At 59.6% G+C, this 1,594-nt stretch carries 1 protein-coding gene and 1 pseudogene; both read left to right on the forward strand.

Annotation, left to right across the window (positions count from 1 at the left end; all coding sequences use genetic code 11):
- Positions 1–704 (forward strand): SRPBCC family protein (locus tag A1351_RS07310; RefSeq protein WP_198162256.1); only part of this gene is annotated, 704 nt, incomplete at its 5' end.
- Between the two features lie 133 nt (positions 705–837).
- Positions 838–1,269, forward strand: a pseudogene (locus A1351_RS26135) (alpha/beta fold hydrolase); the annotation flags it as partial.
- Positions 1,270–1,594: the final 325 nt, after the last annotated feature.

A 1,594-nucleotide genomic window follows, 5' to 3' on the forward strand; every position in this document is an offset into this window, starting at 1 on the left:
TCCTTTACGGATTGGCGCTTGCCGGACTTTCTAGAATTCATCGGGTTGCATCGCCAGGCGTCGTCCTCGCGACTGCGCTTGATTTCCTCTGGGTGATCGGGAGCGTGGCGCTTCCTACGATCCGGCATGTGCCGAATGCAGAGATCGTGTTCGCTCAGGCCGCCGTCGTTCTCGTTTTTGTGGAGTTGCAGCTCCTGGGCATTCGACGATCCATTTTCGTAAACGGAATTGGGGGCTTCGCCCTCGAGCGCGTTGTCCAGGGGAGTATCGATCGCGCGTGGAATGTCGTGTCCGATGTGGCGCGCTACGCCGAAGTTGCCGACACTCTGCACAGCTCGCAAATTGTCTCGGGCGAAGGCCTCGGCATGGTCCGGGAGTGCGAGGACGATAGTGGCGCGTGCTGGCTGGAAACCTGCACGAGATGGGAACCCGGAAGAGCTTACGCATTCGATGTAGACACCACTGCCCCGCGCTACCCGCTTCCGCTCAAAGCGATGAGGGGCGACTTCGAGGTCGAAGCTCTCGATGCGTCACGCACCCTCGTTCGCATTCGATTCTCCTTTACGCCCCGTGGCGGACTCATGACGGAGCATTTGCTCGCACTCGTCTTCGCCATGCGCGGCGACGCTGTTGTCGGCGGAATTCTCAGGCGTTGGGCTAGACTCATCGAGGCGCCGGCCAAGACAAACGTGCAGGTGACGTGATGGGAAAAGACATCGATTGGACTTTTTCTGGCGCCTGGCCATATTCGCCTCAATGGTTCGAGACGGCCGATGGCCGAATGCATTTCATTGACGAGGGACCGCGCGATGGCCGTCCCGTCGTCTCCTTCATGGCAACCCTACTTGGGGCTTTCTCTACCGCCACTTCATTCCGACGCTCGTTCGGTCCGGGTACCGGGTCATTGTCCCCGATCATCTCGGCTTTGGGCGCTCGGACAAGCCAGACCTCCCGAGCGCGTATCAAATCGAGCGTCATGCTGAACGGCTCGACGCCCTTTTGGAGTCGCTGGAACTTCGAGACACGACGCTTGCCGTTCAAGATTGGGGAGGACCGATCGGTTCGCATTGGGCGACTCGGCATCCTGAGCGCGTGCAAACTCTAGTCATTATGAACACATTCGCCCATCGCCCGCCTTCGAAGACGACTTTGCCGATTCCGCTTCGCCTGTTTCGAGCGTCCCTCATCGGCGAAATCCTCGTGAAGGGCCTCCATGCTTTCGTTCGTCTGCTGGTGTTCGAGCCGGGATCACCAAACGCGCTCGCATGACCCCACAGGCCCGCGCGGCCTATCTTGCACCTCATCGCACATGGTCGTCGCGAACGGCGATCCTCGTCTTCCCTCGCGAGATACCGAGCGGGCCCGATGGTCGAGTCGCCGACTTTCTCGATAATGTCCACCAAGGCTTGTCGAGATTCCGGAGCAAGCCGGTCATGATCGTCTGGGCGATGAAAGACATCGGGTTTACGCCGGACTTGGTCGAAACGCTTTGGCTGAAGGATTTTCCGGACGCCGAGGTGCTCCGGTTGGAGGAAGCGGGGCACTATCTGCAGGAAGACGCTCACGAGGTCATTGTTCCAGCCATGCTCGACTT

Source organism: Methylosinus sp. R-45379, from assembly GCF_001644125.1.
Lineage (GTDB): Bacteria > Pseudomonadota > Alphaproteobacteria > Rhizobiales > Beijerinckiaceae > Methylosinus.